This is a genomic window from Specibacter sp. BI4, from assembly GCF_056680095.1.
In genome coordinates this window covers 1,551,470-1,566,699 of sequence record NZ_CM155265.1, presented here as the reverse complement: position 1 = coordinate 1,566,699, position 15,230 = coordinate 1,551,470, and the positions used below count along the sequence as shown (strand labels likewise).

Here is a 15,230-nt window from a genome sequence, read left to right as displayed (position 1 = left end):
ATTTCCGGGCACAGCGATGCCACGGACTATCTTCCTAGGTTACCCGAACGTTATCCATTGCTTTCGCCCGGGTGGCCCTCCTCACAACTACGGGATCACGGACCCGCTGGTTGATTCCTCCACAGGGCATGCTGGCCGCCAGCTTGTTGACAATGCACGACGCCGGACACCGCCAACACTTTCATCGCGCCTAGGCTCGAAAACAGAGGGCTGACGGGGCCGGCTTGGGCTGGGCTGCCGGGTCGAGCGAACGGGCTGGGACTGTGGCCTGGAGACCGGGCTGCGGGAAGGAGTGTGCGATGTTGCTTGAGGTCACGGTGGTGGCCGGGGTGCCCGCGGCCGGAGAGACATTTCAGCCCACTGAGCTGAGCATCTCGTGGCCTGCGGCCGTGCAGCGAGCAGACTGTTCAGGGTTGTCCCTCCAACGTGCCTTGGCGAAACACTGGCCGGGCTGTTCCTTCACCGTCGGCAGCGTGCCGCTTGAGACGCTGCTCGCCGGCACGGCCCCGTTGGTGAACGGTGCCGTCGTGGTGGCCTGGGCGGAACAGTCTGCCGGCGGCGGCCGGGCAGGCGCGGCCGTGTCTGGTGTCGTTCCGGCAGGTGCTGGTGGCGGGGCGGTTCCGGGGTCCGTGCCGGCGGTTGAGGAAGGAACTGGCGCTGTTCTGGCAGTGTGCTCCGGACCAGGCGCCGGGGCTGTCTTTGCCTTGCACCGCGGCTCCTACACGGTGGGCCGCGGGCAATGCCGCATCTCAATAGCCGACCCGGGGCTGTCAAGGCATCATGGCACGCTGGTTGTGGGCGCCCACAGCATCACGCTTGCTGCCGCGCGCGGTTCAAGCGGCTTTACGCTTCGCAGTCTTTCCGGTTCCCCGACCGCGAGCGCTGTACCAGTCAAGAGGACAGTTGTTCTTGAGGCAGGCCAGTCGATTGCCTGCGGCAGCAGCACCCTGGAGCTCAGATTCCGCGATCCGGGCTTCCCGGAGGCCGCTTCAGGTCCCGCTCCTTCCCGCTGCACGCCGATGTCGGGCCCGGCCGCCACGGTCTCTCCCCCGGGACCGGACCTTCCAACCCCTGCCGCCTCCACGGGTTTCGGTGGAGCAGGCCGCACTGGCGGGGCAGCTGGGGTTGGCGGCGCCACTGTTGTCGGCACGGAAGCTGGAGTTGGCGGCGTCGGTGCGGCAGCCGGAGTCGGTGCGGTTGGCCCGGTTCACGCCGGATCCGTCATGTGGCCCTTGAACCCGGCCGCACTTGAGCCGCTTGTTGTGCCCAACCCCATGGGTGCGGCCCGAAACCGGGGATCCATGGTGATTGCCGGCTGCCTGCCCCTGGTGTTGGGTGTGGTGTTGGCACTGCTGACGGGTTCGTGGATGTTCCTTGCATTTTCTGCCATGGGTGCGATGACAGTCTTGGTCCCGCTCTTTGGTGGTTCCAAACGCCGCAAGGGCCTTTTGGCCGCCGTGCACTGTGCAGCCCGCCAGGATGCCGACCGACGCTCCCACACATTTCCAGACGCAGGAACGTTGGCAATGGCCGCACGTACCGGCATGGCGCACCCCCGGTCACGACCGGCCCAAATGTCGGCCGAGCTGCGCATCGGCACGGCGCCCCAGCCGGCCGCCGTTGTCCTGGCACCCGACAATCCGGCCTTTTCGACACCACTGCTGCCTGGCGTTCCCTTCAGCGTGCCGTTGGGTTCCATGCCTGTCACCGTCAGCGGACCACCCTCGTCTGTGCTGGGACTTGTCCGCTACGCCTTGATGCAGTTGGACGCAGCCGGTCTGCAGGTGGTGCTCCTTGGGCCCGGCGACATCCTCCCGCTGGCTGCGAGATTCCTGCCCCGAACGGTGCTTGCGGCCACTGCTCACGGCGCAGCCCGGGAACTCGCCGCGCTGCGTCTGGGCACAGCCGCGGACGCCGGCAGCCCGCCGGGTGTCCTGGTCATCCTCAATGAACCCACCGACCCACTCGTCTTCTCAGCGCCCGGACTGAGCATCCTGCACTTTGCCATGCTCAGTCCGGAGTTGCCCCCAACCGCCCTGGATGCCCAGGTCCCGACGCCAGGCTCTGCCGGGCCGGCAGCAGGCTCCCAAACCCGCTTTTCCCTGCCTGCGAGCGCTGTTTCAGCCCCCGCAGCGTCGCCGGCCACAGGGAATGGCCTGCCCTCCCGGGTCATGATCCGGGCTGCAGGAAATCGGGTGGAGGGAACATTTGACGGCCGGACCTTTGTCCCTGACGGCGTGCCCGCCGCGGTCTTCGACAGCTACGCCCGACGACGAGCCGGCACGGATGCGGCCCCCGGACCATCCGGGCCGGCTTCCCTGGCAGCCAACTCACTGCCCCTGCCGGAGCAGGGCACGGCCGACGCCTTGATGCACCAGTGGAGGCTCTCTGCCGGGGGTCCACTGCGCCCCATCCCCTTGGGCCAGTCGGGATCCGGCCCCACCTTGTTTGACTTCCGCCACGACGGCCCGCACCTGCTGGTGGGCGGGACAACGGGGTCTGGAAAGTCAGAGTTTCTGCGGACCCTGGTTGGCAGCCTGGCGACTTGCCATTCCCCGGCCGACCTGCAGTTTGTCTTCATCGATTTCAAGGGTGGCGCCGGTTTGGGTGTCTTGGGAAAACTCCCCCACACCAGCTCACTCATTACCGATTTGGGCGGCCACGGAATGGACAGGACACTGGCGTCCCTGCGCACGGAGCTGCACAGCCGTGAAGCCGCGCTGGCAGCCATGGAGGCCTCCGACAGCGACGCCTACCGCTTCCGTGCCCGTCAAGGCGGGGCCGTCCCTGGCGGGCATGCAATGGCCCACCTTGTGGTCGTCGTTGATGAGTTCAGGGTTCTGGTTGACCAATTCCCTGATGCCTTGGCCGAGTTGATGCGCCTTGCCGCCGTCGGAAGGTCGCTCGGCATTCACCTGGTGATGGCGACACAACGCCCCCAAGGCGCCTTGAACGCCGACATCCGGGCCAACGTCACCAGCTCGATCTGTCTGCGCGTCCAATCAGCCTTCGACTCCACGGATGTCATTGGCACCGGCGTGGCCGCCACCATCAGCGTGGCCACACCCGGCCGCGCCTACATCAGCCGGGCAGCATCACCTCCGGAAGAGTTCCAAAGCGCCACCCTCCGCCTCCCCGTGGTGGTGGGCGGCGGTTTGCCGCACGTGGAACTTGCCGCAGAACGACTCGCCGCCGGTTCCGTCCCGCCAGGAGACCCGCGGATTTCCGCAAGCGATGGAGGCGCCGTTGCCGACCTCATGGCCGCGGCCTGGCACCAGGCCATTGCCTCCGGCGCGATGCCTTGCGCCGCCCCGGCAGTCGTGGCCCCCGAACTGCCTGCCGACGTGGCCCTCAGCCACGTGGGCACTGCCGGAGGCGCCGTCCTGCTGGGACTCGCCGACGTGCCCCAAAACCAGTCCCTTGAACCGTTGCAATGGCATCCGGAGCTGCACTCCCACCTGGCCTGCTTTGGCACAGCAGCGGAGACGGCGGTTGCCATCGCCCTGATCGTGCGCCAGCTCTTGGCGGCCAATGCAAATGAGTTTGGCTCACCAAGGTCCACCCCGCGCCTGCTGTACCTGCTCGACGGCGACGGCTCGCTCGATTCGTTCGCCGGCAGCCCGTGGGTGGGCAGTTGCCTGACGCCGGAACACCTGCGGACTGCCGCGCACCTGATGCACCGGCTGGCCGAGACGGCGCGAAGCAGCACCGAAACGTTGATTCTCTGCATTACCGACTGGGGCCGCTGGGTGACAGCGTTCCGGTCCAGCCCATGGCACGACGCCGAGGACATCATTTCCGAGCTGATCCGCTTCAGCCCGCCGAACCTGGTGGTGGCAGTTGGCGGCGGCCGCGAGCTCCTGACCGCCACGTTCCAGGCCGCCATTCCCAACAGGATCTTTCTCACCTGCGGAAGCAGCACGGAAGCCACCATGCTGTGGCCGAGGCTGCCCAGATTCATGCCAACGCCCGGCCGGGCCGCCATTGCCGGGCCCATCAATGCCCAAGCCGCGCAATGGGATGCCGAAACGATGCACATTGCCCAGCTCGGCAGCCCCACACCGAACGATCCCGCACCGACTGATCCCGCACCGAACGATGTTTTCGCGGCCACGGCTGTCCGAGGCCGTGCGGCTGGCACGTTGCACGTCGCTCCCCTGCCGCGGACGCTCTCCATGGCGCAGATGTGCCATGTGGTTGCCGGCCGTCAATCCCCTGGTGGTGCCACGGGAGCAGCAAGGCGAACAGTGATTGTGGGCGTGGGCGGGGACGGCCTGCAGGTGCTGGAGACCAGTCTGGCACCGGGAACTGTGCTGCCGGTGGTCGGCGGACCGGGGACAGGAAAATCAAGCTTTATCCGTGCCATGGTGCTTCTCAACGGCGGTTTCGTTGGCGAATTCCCGCCGGACTCGGAGGAAGGGGCCGTTGCAGGCAAGATCCTGTGGCTGGATGACGCGGCCTCCATGAAACCCGAGGCGTTGCAGCAAGCAACCCGGAGGCTGGCATCCGGGGCGGCAATTGTTGCGGCATTCCCCTACCCCGGTCCGGCGCTGTCGATGCTGCCGCTGGAGTGGGGACTCCGGTCACCCCAGCAGGGCGTAGTGCTCAGGCCGCAGCGGCCAAGCGACGCCGACCTGTTCGGTGTCCGGTTGGATACAGCGGGTGCCGAGCCGCAAGGGCGCGGGGTGCTGATTGACCGCGGCCGGCTTTCCTGGTTCCAGTTTCCGGATGTGACAGAGCCGGCTGCACAGCAGTCGGGACAGGATGCGAGCGTGAAAGCGAGGAGGCATTGAGACCGGCTCTGACACTTCGGCGCGTCAGTCGTCCCGGCATGCCGGCCGCCTGCGCAGCCAACCCCGAGCCTGGGCCTGCAGCACTCCTGACCTGGCCCCACGGGAAATCACCAAGCTTGGCCGGGGAACGGCATTACAAGACCTTGTTTTCGCCCCCGGAGCGCAACGAGAAGGCCACGACTCTTGGCGTGAACAGGAAAAACGCCGCAGCCAGCGGCGGCAGCAACAACAACAGCCCGACTGCTACACGGCCTTCCATCAGGGCTGGCACGGCGATGGCGACCATCAACAGCTGCCATACGAATGCCGCCGATCGGGTCCACCTGAATCCCCTGAATGCATTGACAGCGACAGCGCCCAGACCCGCTGCCAGTGCCAACAGCAACACCGTCAGGAACACGACGCTGGCGATGGAGTGCGGCGGCTGGAGAAAAGCGGAGAAGATCGACCACACCCCAATGGCACCCATGGCCAGGGCTTCAAGGCCGACAACCCCAGCCACGACATAAACACCTGCCGGGCGGGGCAAATCTCCGGCGGGGAGGTTCGTTTCCAGCGCGTCGGCGTCTTCGGAGGGAGGCATTTCGGCGGGAGTGTGGGGATCGTTTGGCACAACAGCACCCTATCGGAGATTGCCGGGAGGCAGCCGTGAATTTTGTCCGGTGGCAAACAAGAAACAATTCGACGTTGTGATGTATCGCTCACGGTTATACGCTAATATTTCCATCCTTACCCCTTGTTTACGCAGAGTTAACATGACACGCTTAACTCAATGACCTAAAGGGGCCCATGACGGGCCTTTTCTTATGTGGCCTAAAGTGAATTTTTTCACAAGAAGCCTGCAAGATGCCTACAGTTTTTAATAAGGAGTGAGTGATCAGCATGGACTGGCGTAGTCGCGCAGCCTGCCTCGACAAGGACCCGGAATTGTTTTTCCCGGTGGGAAACACGGGACCGGCCTTGCTGCAAATCGAGGAAGCAAAGAGCGTATGCCGTCGCTGTCCCGTAATCGACACCTGCTTGAAGTGGGCCATTGAATCCGGACAAGACGCGGGAGTTTGGGGTGGCTTGAGCGAAGACGAGCGCCGCGCCATGAAGCGTCGCGCAGCTCGCGCCCGTCGCGCCAGCTAACTGCAACTCTTCAGCGGCCCTGCAACAATCAATGATTGTTGCAGGGCCGCTTCTTTTTAAAGCAACCATCCCCGACCGGACCCACATGCCCGCGGGCCCCGCTGCGAGCCTGGGGGCAGCGGAGGCTGCGGGGTTTAGTGCCGGCTGATCAGTGCCATCTGCAACTCGACCACCGTGCCACCGCCCTCTCGCGGGGACCATTCGATGGTGCCGCCCAATTCGCTGGTGACAAGTGTCCGCACAATCTGCAGCCCCAGCCCCTCGGTGATGTTCCCTTCCGGCAACCCCACGCCGTCGTCCGCTATCGTCACCGTCAGTGCATCATCGTCCGACTCGTTTTTGTACCTGTGCGCCGTGAGCCACACGGTCCCTTCGCGGTCCTGCAATCCGTGCTCGACGGCGTTGGCCACCAGCTCGTTGATCACCAGTGCCAGCGGGGTGGCAAAGTCGCTGGGCAGTTCCTCAAAGGCACCCTCACGCTCGGTGTGCACCCGCTGTGACGGTGACGCCACCTCGGCCGACATCCTGAACTGCCTGTCGATGAGCTCGTCAAAGTCAACGTTTTGGGCCAGGCCCTGGGACAGGGTCTCATGCACGAGGGCAATGGTTGCCACCCGGCGCATGGCCTGTTCGAGCCCCTGCTTGCCTTCCTCACTGTGCATGCGGCGGGACTGCATGCGGAGCAGGGCCGCCACCGTTTGAAGGTTGTTTTTCACCCTGTGGTGAATTTCTCGGATGGTGGCGTCCTTCGTCACCAGTTCCTGTTCCCTGCGGCGCAATTCGGACACGTCGCGGCACAGCACCAAGGCACCAAAGCGCTCGGTGGCATCACGCAGGGGAATGGCGCGCAGGGACAAGCTCACCCCGCGGGATTCAATTTCGGTCCGCCACGGCATCCGGCCTGTGACAACCAGCGGCAGCGTCTCGTCCACCATGCGCCTGTCCTTGAGCAGCCCAGTGGTGACCTCGGCCAGGGAGCGCCCCTCAAGGGATTCGCCGTCGCCAAGCCGGCGGAACGCCGAGACCCCGTTGGGGCTGGCGTATTGGACAATGCCGTCCACGTCCAGGCGCAGCAGCCCGTCCCCCACCCTGGGGGCGCCGCGCCGGGAACCTGTCGGTGAGGCAAAGTCGGGCCACAGGCCCAAGGTGCCCATCTTCAACAGGTCGTAGGCACATTGGCGGTAGGTCAGCTCGAGCCTGGACGGCATGCGCGAACTGGAGAGATCCATGTGTGTGGTGATGACGGCCAGGGTGCGGCCGTTGCGGACCATGGGGATGGCCTCAACCCGCATTGCCAGATCCGAATTCCACACCTTCGTTTCATGCGAGCGCTCAATGTTCTGGCTCTTCCATGCCGTCTGCACCAACGGTTCAAGGAGCGGCTGGATCCGCTCCCCCACAAAATCTGTATGGAACATGGTGTGGGACGTTGACGGCCGCACATGGGCCAGTGCCACATGGCTTTCCTCGTCATTGGACGGGAACCACAGCACCAGGTCCGCGAAGGACAAATCGGCGATCATCTGCCAGTCACCGACCAGCAAGTGCAGCCATTCGGCGTCGCCCGGGCCAAGACCCGAACTTTCCCTGATCATGTCGGCAAAGACTGCCATGCGGGCTCCTTAAAAGTGGGTGGCGGTGCCCGTTGAAGCCAACGGGCACCGCACTAACTGTTGCAACCGTGCAGCTGCAACCGCAGAAAACGGCGGCGAATTTAGCGCCGCACGATTGAACGCAAGAGCCTCAATGCTACAGACAACGACGCCATGTCGTCTTCCTCAAGCTCGTTGACCTCGGCAAACATGCGCACGGCACGGGCCAGCTGTTCCTCGTTCGCAGTCTCCCACGCCTGAATCCGCTCCATCGTGGGGGTGCCGTCAGCGGTGCTGTCCATGACGTTGCGTGTCATGTCAGACGTTGTCGCATAGAGATCGTCACGCAGCGCCGCGCGGGCGAGCGCCTGCCACCTGTCATTGCGCGGCAGCGCCGTAATGCGCTCGAGCAAGCCATCCACACCGTAGCGGTTGTACAGCGCGTAGTAGACGCTGGCGACTGCCTCCTGCGGTTCGTCCAGCGACTCGCTGACCTTGGCCACGTCAAGGAGCGGGAACGTCTCGAAGAGTTCAGCCCAACGGCTGCCCAACGACGGCGGCATGTCAAAGGATGCGGCCCGGCTGGACCACGTCTCCACGCGTGCCACGTCGACGCCCTGGAAGAAGTCGCCCATGTGCGTGCCCAGCCCGCCAACAACCGGCTTGAACCGGTTGACGAGCTCTTCAATGCGCTGCTGCCCAATGCCTTCATTGACCAGCCACCGCACCGCACGGTCCAAGAGGCGGCGGATGTCCAGGTGGACGGTGCACCACTGCTCTGTCGGGAACGACGGCGGCAGCTCCCGCAGTGCCGCAGTCATGGAGGCAAAGTCAAAGATCTCATGCAGGGCGACGAAGGCCTTGGCGACCACGACCTCGCCGGCTGAGGATTCCTCCATGGCGCGGAAGGCAAAGGTGATGCCGCCCAGGTTGACCATGTCGTTGGCCACCACCGTCGCAATGATCTCCTTGCGCAGCGGGTGGGTGTCCAACTCTGCATCAAATCGTTCGGCAACCTGCGCCGGGAAGTAGCGGCGCAGCGTTGTCTTGAACCAGGGGTCCGTGGCCAGGTCACTGTTGCTCAGCGACGTGGCCAGTTCCATCTTGGCGTAGGCGAGCAGGACGGCCAGCTCGGGCGAGGTGAGTCCCTGGCCGGCGGCCAGGCGCTCACGCAGCTCGGCATTGCTGGGCAGGGCCTCAAGCTCGCGGTTCAGGCCCGCACGCTCTTCGAGCCAGTCCATGAAGCGCTCGTAGCTGGGGCTCCACTCGACTACCCGCTGGCGGTCGTTGAGCAGCATGATGTTCTGCTCAATGTTGTCTTCCAGCACCAGCTGCCCGATTTCATCCGTCATCGACATCAGGAATGCCGTGCGTTCCTCCGGGTCAAGCTTGCCTGCCGCAACCATGCGGTCAACGAAGATCTTGATGTTCACTTCATGGTCGGAGCAGTCGACGCCGGCCGAGTTGTCGATGGCGTCGGTGTTCAGGATGACCCCGTGCAGTGCAGCCTCCACGCGGCCCCGCTGGGTCATGCCAAGGTTTCCGCCCTCACCGATGATCTTCACGCGCAGATCGGCGCCGTCAACACGGATGGAGTCATTGGTTTTGTCCCCGACCGAGGCATTGCTTTCGGTGCTGGCCTTGATGTAGGTGCCGATGCCACCGTTGTACAGCAGGTCGGTGGGTGCCAGCAGCACTGCACGGAGCAGTTCCGGCGGACTGAGTTTCACCGTTCCCTCGGGCAGGCCAAGGGCCGTGCGCACCTGTGCTGAAATCGGGATTGATTTCAACGCCCGCGAATACACGCCGCCGCCTGCGCTGATGAGCTCCTTGTTGTAGTCCTGCCAGGACGAACGGGGCAGGTCGTACAGGCGCTGGCGCTCGTCAAAGGCAGCGCCTGCTTCGGGTGTGGGATCAAGAAAAATGTCCCTGTGGTCAAAGGCCGCAACCAGGCGCACGTGGCGGGTCCGGAGCAGGCCGTTGCCAAACACGTCGCCTGACATGTCCCCCACACCAACTGCCGTGAACTCCTGGGTCTGGGTGTCGACGTCGAACTCGCTGAAGTGGCGCTTCACCGACTCCCATGCACCCCGGGCGGTGATGCCCATGGACTTGTGGTCGTAGCCGACAGAGCCGCCGGACGCGAACGCGTCGCCGAGCCAGAAGTTGTAGTCAGCGGAGATGGCATTGGCCGTGTCCGAGAACGAGGCCGTGCCCTTGTCCGCAGCCACCACCAGGTAGGTGTCCTCAGAGTCATGGCGCACCACGTTTTCCGGCGGCACAACCACTTCACCGTCCGCGGAGGCAACGAGGTTGTCGGTGAGGTCGAGCAGGCCGCGGATGAACGTTTTGTAGCTCTCGCGGCCTTCCTCGATCCAGGCGCCGCGGTCAACGGCCGGGTTGGGCAGCTGCTTGGCAAAGAATCCGCCCTTGGCGCCGGTGGGAACGATGACGGCGTTTTTGACGGTTTGTGCCTTGACCAGGCCCAGCACCTCGGTGCGGAAATCTTCACGGCGGTCAGACCAGCGCAACCCGCCGCGTGCCACCTTGCCAAAGCGCAGGTGTGTGCCTTCAACGCGGGGGGAATACACCCAAATCTCAAACATGGGCTTCGGTTCCGGCAGCCCGTCGATGGTTGACGGGTCCAGCTTGAGGCTCAGGTACTCGCGGCCGCGGTAATGGTTGGTCCGCAGCGTCGAATCGACAAGGTTGGCAAAGGTGCGCAGCACCCTGTCGGCGTCAAGGGTGGGCACACCTTCGAGCGCTTCGTTGAGCCGGGCATGAACCTCATCCTGCAGCGCTGCACGGTCGCCGTCGTCAACAGCCGGGTTGAAACGGGCCTCAAACAGCTCGACGAGACCGCGGGTCACTGCCACGTTGTGCAGGAGCGTGTCCGCGATGAACCCGAAGGAATTGGTGTTGCCCATTTGGCGCAGGTATTTGGCGTAGGCGCGGAGAATCACGATCTGGCGCCACTGCATGCCTTCCGTCAGCACCAGGCGGTCAAAGTTGTCCGATTCGCTCAGCCCCGTGATGGCTGCGGAAAAGGCGTCGGTGAGCAATCCTGCGGTGGCCATCGGGTCAACACCTGCCGGGTACTTCAGGCCCAGGTCATAAAGGAAGAAATCACGCTTGTCGGCGGTTTCAACCTCAAAGGGGCGCTCATCGAGAACTTCAATGCCGAGGTTGTGGAAGAACGGCAGGATCTTGCTGAGGCTCTGCGGGTGGGCCATGTACAGCTTCACGCGCGCATCTTCATCCAGCTCCGTGCCGGCCGGCAGGTAGACCTGCATGCCGGGAGCGCACCTGTCCGGTGTCAGCCCCGACGCAATCGCGGTTTTGTACTGGGCGTCAAAGTCCTCAAAGCGGGTGATGTCGGCCAGTGCGTCCTCCACCTCAAAATCAACCCGGTAGCTTGGCGGGAAGGCGTCGGACCATTTGGCCACCAGGCGGTCGGCCGTGTCCAGCGGGTGGGAGTCGCGCAGCACCTGGGCAATGCCCTCGGGCCATGAGCGTGCTGCACGAACCAGCCGCTGTTCCAGTTCGGCCACCTGCAGGTCGGCGGGTACCTTGAAGTCCTTGGACAGGCGGATGCGGAAGAACAAGCGCGCCAGTGCCGATTCGCTCATGCGGGCTTCAAAGTCGATGGAGCTGGCGTTGAAGGTGCGGGTGAGCTCTTCCTCAATGCGGTGGCGCACGGCCGTGGTGTACCGGTCGCGGGGGATGTAGATCAGCGCCGACATGAACCTGCCGTATATGTCGGGGCGCAGGAACAACCTCGTACGACGGCGTTCGGCCAAGCGCAGGATGCCATTGGCAATCTCGATCAGGTCGGCGACCTCGATCTGGAACAACTCGTCGCGGGGGTAGGTCTCAAGGACTGCGAACAGGTCCTTGCCCGAGTGGGAGTTGGGCGGGTAGCCGAAATGGCGCAGGACGGCGTCAACCTTTTCACGCACCACGGGGATGTTGCGGACCGAGCCGGTGTAAACACCCGAGGAGAACAAACCGATAAAGCGCTGCTCACCATTGACATTGCCCTGGGAATCAAAGGACTTGATGCCAATGTAGTCAAGGTAGGCGCCGCGGTGCACTGTGGAGCGGGAGTTGGCCTTGGTGATGACGAGGACGCGCTTCTCGCGAGCCTTGCGGCGGCCCGTCGTTGTCAGGTGCTGCACAGTGGGGTGGCTCGAGCCGTCGCGCAGCAGGCCCAGGCCGCTGCCTTCGCGGTTGACCAGGACGTCTTCGCCGTCGCGCTTGTGCAGGTCGTATTCACGGTAGCCAAGGAACGTGAAGTTGTCTGCTTCCATCCAGTGCAGGAGATCTTCGGCTTCGCGGAGGTCAACCAGGGACTCCCCTGCCAGAACTGTTGCCAAGATTTCTGCCCGGCTCAGGGCTTTTTCCCGCATGGCCGGCCAGTCTTCAACGGCGGCCCGGACGTTTGCCAGGACCTTGGCCAATCCGGCCAGCAGCTTTTCCTTGGCATCCTCGCCGGTCTTCGGGATTTCAATGGCGATCCAGGACTCCAGGAAGGAGCTGTTGTCACCGTCGCCGAGGAGGTGGGCAATGTTTGGCATCGCGGAGGTGTCACCGCTGGCGACGCCGGCATGGGAGGGGACCTTTGTCACGGAGGTCAGGTCGTTGCTTTCCTTGTCGCGGGAGACCACGAAAACGGGGTGCGTGACCAGGTGGATGGGAAGCTTCTGCCGCACCAGCTCGGCACTGACGGAGTCAACCAAAAATGGCATGTCGTCGGTGATGATGAAGACCACGCTGGCGTCGCGCTCGTCGCGAACTTCCACATTGGCCTGGCCGGGGGTGCGGTTGCCCGCCAACTCCTGGTGCGCATACGCCCGGGCGTTCAACAGCTCCGGATCGTAGCGGGCGGCGTCCTCCTCGGACAGTTGCACAAAGTAGTCATTCAGGAACGACTGGCCGCCATACCGGGTCTGATCCCGGACAGGCTGGTGGCTGGGTGAGTGCAAGGACATGAATTAACGCCTCCGTGAAAGACTTCCGACCGCCTCTTTGCGATCCTTCAATTGAGCCTAGCCTTGAAGCTCAACCCTTGCTGTGGCGTTTGCTACAGCGGTTTTTGAGTTCGTTGGTCACTTGCACAATCCATGTCGCGGATGGCGCGGCGCAGCGGGGCATCGGCGGCAATCTCCAGCAAAAGCCGTCCCTCCAGCAAGGCCTTGTCGGTGAGATCCGGGTCCCAGGGCAGAAAATGGCTGATGCCCCGGGCCGGCCCAAAGCGCTCCCACGCCTGCGCCAGCGACTTCTCGGGAGCTCCGCCCACAGCCTTGCGCCGCACCTTGTTGACAACCACGCGGACCGAGGCCGCCGGAACTGCCTGCTGCAGTTCGCCCAGCCCGCGGATCAGCCGCGGGATTCCGATGGGATCGCTGTTGCCCACCGCATACACGATGTCTGCCTGCGCCAGGACCGTCAGCGTGGCCGCGTTGCGCCGCGGCGCCACCGTGTCGTAGCTGAGCTCTTCGTCGTTTTCCAGGGCGAAGCCGCAATCCACAATGACCAGTCCAGCCAGCTCCCGGGCCAGGCCAAGGACTCGCTCGACGGCGGCGGCCCGCAATTCCGGCCATCTGTCCGCCCTTGTCAATCCTGTCAAAAGGGAGAAGGTACCCCCGTCAAACACCACTTGCGTTGCCGTCTGCGCCAAATGTGCACCGGTGAGGGCTCCTTGGTCGGCTGCCCGGCAGGCTTGGGCGAATGACGCAGCTTCGTCAAGCAGGCCCAGGGCCGCCGCAACGCTCGCGCCGTAGCTGTCCGCGTCAATCAGCATGACCCTTCGACCCGCGGCCGCCTGTTCCGCCGCAAGGTTGATGGCCAAAGTGGTCCGTCCTGGTGAGCCGATGGGCCCCCACACAGCCACAAGGGTGCCGGGCCCGCCACGTTCCCCGGGGATGTCTCCGTCGGTCATCTGGCGCCCATTGGCAGTGGCGGCGTTCTTGGATGGGGGCCGATTGACACGGCCGCGTGCAGCGGCTGTCCCGCGCCGCGGATGCAGGCTGCTTGCGATCCTGGCCCGAAGTCCCACCGGCATCCCCGGAAGCAGCTGCTGCTCGGGTGATGCTGCCGCTGTCCCACCCGTGGCGCCCGGACGGTGGCGCAGCCTTCGATGCGGGCTTCCCTCGCCTGGGGTGTCCCGGTCCTGGCCGGAGGCAGCCGCATCCCCAGCCGCAACGTCGTTCTCCACGCCCCGGCCGCCCGCATCAAATGGCCCGGCAGCAGTGTTCCCGGCAACAAGGGCAGCAGCAGACCCCGTTGCAGGCTCGGCCTTCCCGTTCCTTGGTACGCGTTTCAAGGACACCTGCTTCGAGGGGTCCGCAACCGTTGCCGCTGGACTCCCGGGTCCGGCGTCGAACATCAGGAAGGGATCCTGTTGCCCGGAGCCGGCCCCCGGGGACGGGACGGAAAAACCGGCCTGCCGCGGGTGCCGGCGCCCTTCGACTGCAGCGCGGACCGCCACGCCCAGCGCCTCAGCCGTGACGGACCCGGTGACGGTGGAGGCCCCGATGCCGCGCAGCCTCTGCGTCTCCGCAGGGGAATCCGCGACGGCCACAACGCTGACGCCTACAGCTGTAAGCCTGTCGACAAGTGTTGCCGTCAGGTCCCCGGCGCAGTCGGCCACGACAGCAACTTGCGCAAGCCCGCTTTGACAGGCGGCAAGGAGGTCCGCCAGTGCCGGGCACCGCCGCACGATCCGCAACTCTCCCTGCTGCTGCACGAGCCCAGCAATGACGCCAGTTGCCGTGTCCCCCACCGAAACAACTGTTATTTGGTTCACGGTGCAGCTCCGGGGTTCCACACCACCGAGACTTTGGCCTTGTTGGCGACGGCACCAATAAATTTGGGCATTTGCGTGTCGGTGACCAGCACCATCAGCTGCATGTTCTGGCCCGATCCCAGCGAAGAGGCGGCAACGTTGAGCGCGGCAACCTCCGCGCCGGGCAGCATGAGGATCGGAACCTGATAGCCGTTTCGCTCGTCCGGCAGGGCGACCCACACGTCGACATGGGAACCAACAACAACTTCCTTGGGCAGGGGTTCGTCGATGCTGACCGATGCGGGTTTGCGGTCGAGGGCGTCGGCTTTTCCTACGCTGGAGCGTGCTACAAGCTCCCCCTTGGGCACCATGCGGATGGCCACGGCCGTGTTGTCAAGGGGGTCGTTGGGGTCGAGATATTTGCCATCCACGTCCCCCAGCTGGACTTGGATCACAGTCAACGAGTCGGCGGTGATCTTTTGGCCGACAACCAAGGCATCCTTGGCCACATATGCGGGCATGGTCTTCCCTGCGCTTCCCACCAACGCCACCACCCCCGCGACGGCGGCAAGGACAAGCAGGATGCCGATCAAGAGGCGCGGGTCCTTCCACGTCGGCTTGCTCAATCGTGGGGCGGGCCCCTGCGCATCCATAGCCATAGTTCCTCCACTTTGGGAACCCCGCCGCCACGTGGTGCCGGGCGGCATCGTTCGAGGCGGCCATTCCCGCATTCAGTGTGGGCAGCCACTTGCCGTGGCTGCGGTCTTCCAGTTCTACCGCTGATCGGCCCGGGTTGAAAGGCCTTGGACCGAAATGAGCCGAATCTGTGGACAAATACGGCGTTGCAGCCAGCTGCGCCTGCGTCAGGCCGCGGGCGAGACTCGCGGCCTGACACGTACGGCCGCGGGCCGGTGTTCGTCAGTTCAT

7 protein-coding genes are annotated in these 15,230 nt (G+C 64.5%); 2 read left to right on the top strand and 5 right to left on the bottom strand.

Annotated features, from left to right (window positions below):
- Nucleotides 1-299 precede the first annotated feature (299 nt).
- Nucleotides 300-4,793 carry an FtsK/SpoIIIE domain-containing protein gene (locus AC1L6K_RS07295; RefSeq protein ID WP_480952042.1) on the top strand — a complete coding sequence of 1,498 codons (4,494 nt, stop codon included), beginning with the start codon at nucleotides 300-302 and terminating at the stop codon, nucleotides 4,791-4,793.
- Between the two features lie 133 nt (nucleotides 4,794-4,926).
- Here AC1L6K_RS07295 and AC1L6K_RS07290 read toward each other — a convergent pair whose 3' ends face one another.
- Nucleotides 4,927-5,376, bottom strand: coding sequence for a hypothetical protein (locus AC1L6K_RS07290; protein ID WP_480952041.1), 450 nt, complete (start codon nucleotides 5,374-5,376; stop codon nucleotides 4,927-4,929).
- A gap of 299 nt (nucleotides 5,377-5,675) precedes the next feature.
- Here AC1L6K_RS07290 and AC1L6K_RS07285 point away from each other — a divergent pair, with 299 nt between their 5' ends.
- Nucleotides 5,676-5,924 carry a WhiB family transcriptional regulator gene (locus AC1L6K_RS07285; RefSeq protein WP_038469266.1) on the top strand — a complete coding sequence of 83 codons (249 nt, stop codon included), beginning with the start codon at nucleotides 5,676-5,678 and terminating at the stop codon, nucleotides 5,922-5,924.
- A gap of 134 nt (nucleotides 5,925-6,058) precedes the next feature.
- Here the strand turns inward: AC1L6K_RS07285 and AC1L6K_RS07280 are convergent, their stop codons facing one another.
- The 4 genes from AC1L6K_RS07280 to AC1L6K_RS07265 all read right to left on the bottom strand — a co-directional run bounded on the left by AC1L6K_RS07280 (nucleotide 6,059) and on the right by AC1L6K_RS07265 (nucleotide 14,962).
- Complete coding sequence (locus AC1L6K_RS07280) at nucleotides 6,059-7,537, bottom strand: sensor histidine kinase (RefSeq protein WP_480952040.1); 1,479 nt, start codon at nucleotides 7,535-7,537, stop codon at nucleotides 6,059-6,061.
- 101 nt (nucleotides 7,538-7,638) lie between these two features.
- A complete protein-coding gene (locus AC1L6K_RS07275) occupies nucleotides 7,639-12,507 on the bottom strand; it encodes an NAD-glutamate dehydrogenase (RefSeq protein ID WP_480952039.1) in 4,869 nt (1,622 codons plus the stop codon).
- A 92-nt stretch (nucleotides 12,508-12,599) separates the two neighbouring features.
- Nucleotides 12,600-14,324: a CpaE/TadZ family protein gene (locus AC1L6K_RS07270; protein ID WP_480952038.1), complete on the bottom strand. Its 1,725-nt coding sequence runs from the start codon at nucleotides 14,322-14,324 to the stop codon at nucleotides 12,600-12,602.
- A complete protein-coding gene (locus AC1L6K_RS07265; protein WP_480952037.1) occupies nucleotides 14,321-14,962 on the bottom strand; it encodes a hypothetical protein in 642 nt (213 codons plus the stop codon). The genes AC1L6K_RS07270 and AC1L6K_RS07265 overlap by 4 nt, the downstream gene beginning before the upstream one ends.
- Nucleotides 14,963-15,230 lie beyond the last annotated feature (268 nt).

Bases quoted from the DNA above. Each gene is read 5' to 3' on its own strand.
- AC1L6K_RS07295 (WP_480952042.1), top strand. From the start codon at position 300: ATGTTGCTTGAGGTCACGGTGGTGGCCGGGGTGCCCGCGGCCGGAGAG.
- AC1L6K_RS07290 (WP_480952041.1), bottom strand. From the start codon at position 5,376: ATGCCTCCCTCCGAAGACGCCGACGCGCTGGAAACGAACCTCCCCGCC.
- AC1L6K_RS07285 (WP_038469266.1), top strand. From the start codon at position 5,676: ATGGACTGGCGTAGTCGCGCAGCCTGCCTCGACAAGGACCCGGAATTG.
- AC1L6K_RS07280 (WP_480952040.1), bottom strand. From the start codon at position 7,537: ATGGCAGTCTTTGCCGACATGATCAGGGAAAGTTCGGGTCTTGGCCCG.
- AC1L6K_RS07275 (WP_480952039.1), bottom strand. From the start codon at position 12,507: ATGTCCTTGCACTCACCCAGCCACCAGCCTGTCCGGGATCAGACCCGG.
- AC1L6K_RS07265 (WP_480952037.1), bottom strand. From the start codon at position 14,962: ATGGCTATGGATGCGCAGGGGCCCGCCCCACGATTGAGCAAGCCGACG.